This window comes from Acidithiobacillus sp. TH-A67, assembly GCF_057473545.1.
This window is the reverse complement of the sequence record NZ_JBYCKU010000010.1, coordinates 1-3,671: the sequence shown is the minus strand read 5'-3', so window position 1 is coordinate 3,671 and position 3,671 is coordinate 1. Positions and strand designations below refer to the sequence as shown.

Sequence of the window (3,671 nt, the reverse complement as noted above, 5' to 3'; positions counted from 1 at the left end):
GCTGAGCGACCGGAGTTTGTCGAGGCAGAAAGATCTTGGTGATGCTGCGCTACTTGCTGGACACCAATATCTGCATCTATCTCATGAAAGAACAGCCGGAGTCCGTCGTCCGGCGTTTCGCTGCCTGTCAACCCGGCGAGATCGGAGTGAGTTCGATCACTTGGGCGGAATTGTGTTGTGGCTTGAACGTCCATAACCGTCATCCGGAAATGGCCACGCTCTTGAGCAGGTTGATCGTCAAGGATTTTGACGTGGACGCGGCAGCCCTTTTTGGAGAGCTCTCCCAGCGGTATCCAGCCAGAAAGAGCAGCTTCGACCGTATGATTGCAGCACATGCCTTATCGCTGGAGGTCACTTTGGTGACCAACAACACGGCGGATTTCGATCTCTATGTCGACGCTGGCCTGATCGTCGAAAACTGGGTGGAAGGGTAGTTCCGCGCGGCGACCCTTCAGCAAAATCTACGCCACGGATTCAGGTGAGAGGAAAGGCTCCATGCTCGCCCCGTACGGATGATCGCTTAGCTGGGACAGGAGCGCAGCAGACTATCAGGACCTTGATGTCCGCAAAAAACTGTCTAAGTAATTCAACATGGGATCAATGAATTATTTGTATTTCCCTGATAAACCAGGAGCCACGGGATGCGGCCCGTTGCGGGCCAGGAGGAGGAAATGGACAAATCGGCAGCTTGTCACCAAGAAGTCCGGGAGTTGATGCAACGTTTTTCCACCGTGCAGGGCTGGGCCCTCATGAGTCGGGACGGCATCGTCATGCTTGCGCAGTTGCCCCCGACCGTGGATGAAGATTTCCTCGGTACTTTGGGGGCGGCCCTCATCTCCATCAGCGATCGGTGGGCCGAATCCCGCAGTGCCTGCGCTACGGAATATATTCTGCTTGGGGATTGCCGCTATCGCCATCTTTTCTTGCCTGCCGGCAGGGAGGGCATTCTCGCCCTCTTTCTCGACGTGAAGGGTGATTGGAACAGCGTCGTCGCCGCCTCCTGCATGCTCGCCGAGCGCATGGGGCAAGTGCTGGAACAGGCTTAGACTGAACAAGGAATGACTATGGACGCAAACCCCAGCGATGTGCAGACCCTCATCCACATCAGCGGTTTTTCCCTGGAGGACGAGGAGCATCTCCGCCATCTCGGCCAACATTTGGTGCCGCGCCTGCCTGAACTTACGGATCGCTTCTATGAACGTCTTCTGGCCGACGAACGCACCCGTCCCCATGTGGAAGGTCGTGTGGAGCAACTAAAAAAGACCCATATCGCCTGGCTCACGGAACTCTTCTCCGGCGATTACGGAGAAACATTCATGGCCCGCCAGCGGCGCATCGGCGAAGTCCATGTGGCCGCCGGTATTCCGCCTCTCTTTGTGGCGGCCAGCATGAGCTTTTTGCGTGGCGCCTTCCCTGAAGAAATCGAATTCGCCGCCCGGGCAGTAGGTGAGCCTATTGGCATCTGCACCGGGGTGGTGCTGCGCCTGCTGGATCTCTGTCAATATTTGATCGATTCGGCCTACGAGGCCGAACGCATGCGGCGGCTGACGGCTGCTACCGGGATGAGCCTGGTCCTACTGGAGAATCTCATCAGCCTGCGGTCGCTGCGGAACTAAGCCTTCGCGGTGGCCGTTACGGCCTAAATACGTCTGCACCGTGTTACTGCGCCACAAGTACTCGCCCCGAGGTGATGTGCTACCTGTCCAATGAAGACGGGTGCTACAAAATGACGTCGTATGTCCCTGGATCCGTCCTGCGGCACTACCTAGGCGGAGCATGCTGCGAGTCGGCACCGACTGAGCTTTGCAGGCATGTTTACTGGTCACACAACCGTTCGTTTGCACAACAAGACCATTGCTACCAGCTTAGCGTGCTGTATTTTCCGAATTCTGCAGAGGCCCCCAGAGGGCTCACTCGCCAGCGACGCGGATCTCCCAGAGATTGACCGGGGTGCCTTTTTTCCTGGAACGCAGCGCAGGCTATATATGGCTCCTTGTGCCTGGAGGGCGCGGAGCAGGGAACTCACTCGGGCGCTGCTCAGCTGTAGCTGCTGATGGCGATCACGGGCGGTTTGTGGGCCCTGCTTGCGCAGGGTATCGAACAGGTGCCGGAAGTCCTGGCGTTGTCCCAAGCGCTGTCTGTGGCGGCCTCGATGGCGGAATTGTATATAATAGGATACGATAGTATTGTATAATGGTAACAAAATTACTGCAATGGGGAAAACATGGACGCCGTCATGCTGCAAATCCTCCAACAAGCTCTGGATCCACTGGCCAGCATGGAGATGTTGGCCGAAGCCGATGCTGCCTACGAAAACAAAATCAGTTATATGAATCCAACAGCCACAAGGGTGCTGGAGTATTACCGAGAGCAACTGAACGGGCAGCTGCACGGGGTAGATGTCGGCAAGGCCTTCGGAAACTCCATCCACCAGTTCCATAAAGATCCCGAGAAAATCCGCAACATTCTCCGAAAGATAGCTGCGCAACCTGGCACAATACATGAAACCACCCTGCAACTAGGGGAGATCTACTTCGCGCTGAGCTTCTCTGCTATACGCGACGAAAAAAGTGAGGTGATTGCGTTCCATGCTTCCTGGCGAGATCAGACGGCACAAAAGCAGTCAGAAGGCATCCTTTCTGACAACCTGAAAAACAATGCCGAGGCCGTCCGCCAGATGGAAGATATGGAACAGGCAGTTCGGCAGGGAATTTACCAGGCGGTCACCCAGACCCAGGACCTGATCCAGAAAATCGAGTCCAATCGGCAAGGGGTACAAAACCTCAAAGAAACCGTGAACTTCATCAGCCAGAATGTCGAAAGCATCCGGGATATTGCCAAACAGACCAATCTGCTTGCCCTCAATGCGGCGATCGAAGCGGCTCGCGCGGGGGAGCATGGGAGAGGCTTTGCCGTAGTGGCAGATGAAGTGCGAAACCTCTCTCGGCGCGTCGAGGAAACCACCACAGAAATCCAGGGTGGCGTACAAAAAGTCCAGATGGCTACACAGGATATCGACAAGATCAGTCAACAGGCGGTCCAGGGAGCGGAACAGTCTCGATTGGGGCTGGATTCCTCAGAAAAAGGGGTCAAAAAGCTGCAACAGGTGGTGGCCGCCATCACCGTTCGCTCGGCTATCATCAGCCACGAGGTTTTTGTTCAGAATCTGGAGCGCCAGGCAATCGCGTCCCATCACACGCAGCATGCCACCGAGCTTCCAGATCACCATCAGTGCTTTTTCGGCAAGTGGTACGATGGAATCGGGCAGAACTTACTGGGAACGCAGCCGGAATTCCAGAGGGTGGCCGCACCGCATGCAGCCGCGCACAGTGCCGGCAAGGCCCTTCTGGAGGCTCTAGATCGAGGAGACAAAACGGAAGCTAGGCACCAGATGGCTGTGTTGCGGGAGGCCAAGGATCAGACCATCTCGGTGTTGAAGGCTCTGCTTCGGGTCCTAACGCCAGAGGAAGCCGACTGATTGAAGCCATTGCGACGGGGAAGGAGCGCATGGACAAATTGCGAAGCCATCATTTGATGGCCCCGTGTAAACAGTGCGGTGTAGTCTTGAGGCGGCGTGGAAATGGCTGAGCAAAATTCCCTCCCTAATTTTCTGGGTCTGCAGGATTCGGATTTTCAGATCATTGAGCGCTACCTGGATATCCTGACAGCAG

At 55.9% G+C, this 3,671-nt stretch carries 4 protein-coding genes and 2 pseudogenes; all 6 read left to right on the top strand.

From position 1 onward, the window contains the following. The first annotated feature begins 41 nt into the window (after nucleotides 1–41). The 6 genes and pseudogenes from AC2VNM_RS01285 to AC2VNM_RS01260 all read left to right on the top strand — a co-directional run bounded on the left by AC2VNM_RS01285 (nucleotide 42) and on the right by AC2VNM_RS01260 (nucleotide 3,478). On the top strand, nucleotides 42–434 hold the full coding sequence (locus AC2VNM_RS01285; RefSeq protein WP_483166494.1) for a PIN domain-containing protein: 393 nt from the start codon (nucleotides 42–44) through the stop codon (nucleotides 432–434). A 207-nt stretch (nucleotides 435–641) separates the two neighbouring features. Then, nucleotides 642–1,046 (top strand): roadblock/LC7 domain-containing protein, encoded by a 405-nt coding sequence (locus AC2VNM_RS01280; RefSeq protein ID WP_483166495.1) that lies wholly within the window; start codon nucleotides 642–644, stop codon nucleotides 1,044–1,046. Between the two features lie 18 nt (nucleotides 1,047–1,064). Beyond that, nucleotides 1,065–1,616 (top strand): protoglobin domain-containing protein, encoded by a 552-nt coding sequence (locus AC2VNM_RS01275; protein ID WP_483166496.1) that lies wholly within the window; start codon nucleotides 1,065–1,067, stop codon nucleotides 1,614–1,616. Between the two features lie 608 nt (nucleotides 1,617–2,224). Beyond that, nucleotides 2,225–2,602 (top strand): annotated as a pseudogene (locus AC2VNM_RS01270) (PAS domain-containing protein); the annotation flags it as partial. Nucleotides 2,603–2,815: 213 nt separating this feature from the next. After that, a pseudogene (locus tag AC2VNM_RS01265) lies at nucleotides 2,816–3,085 on the top strand (methyl-accepting chemotaxis protein); the annotation flags it as partial. A 21-nt stretch (nucleotides 3,086–3,106) separates the two neighbouring features. Further along, on the top strand, nucleotides 3,107–3,478 hold the full coding sequence (locus AC2VNM_RS01260; protein WP_486912736.1) for a CZB domain-containing protein: 372 nt from the start codon (nucleotides 3,107–3,109) through the stop codon (nucleotides 3,476–3,478). The last annotated feature ends 193 nt before the right edge of the window (nucleotides 3,479–3,671 follow it).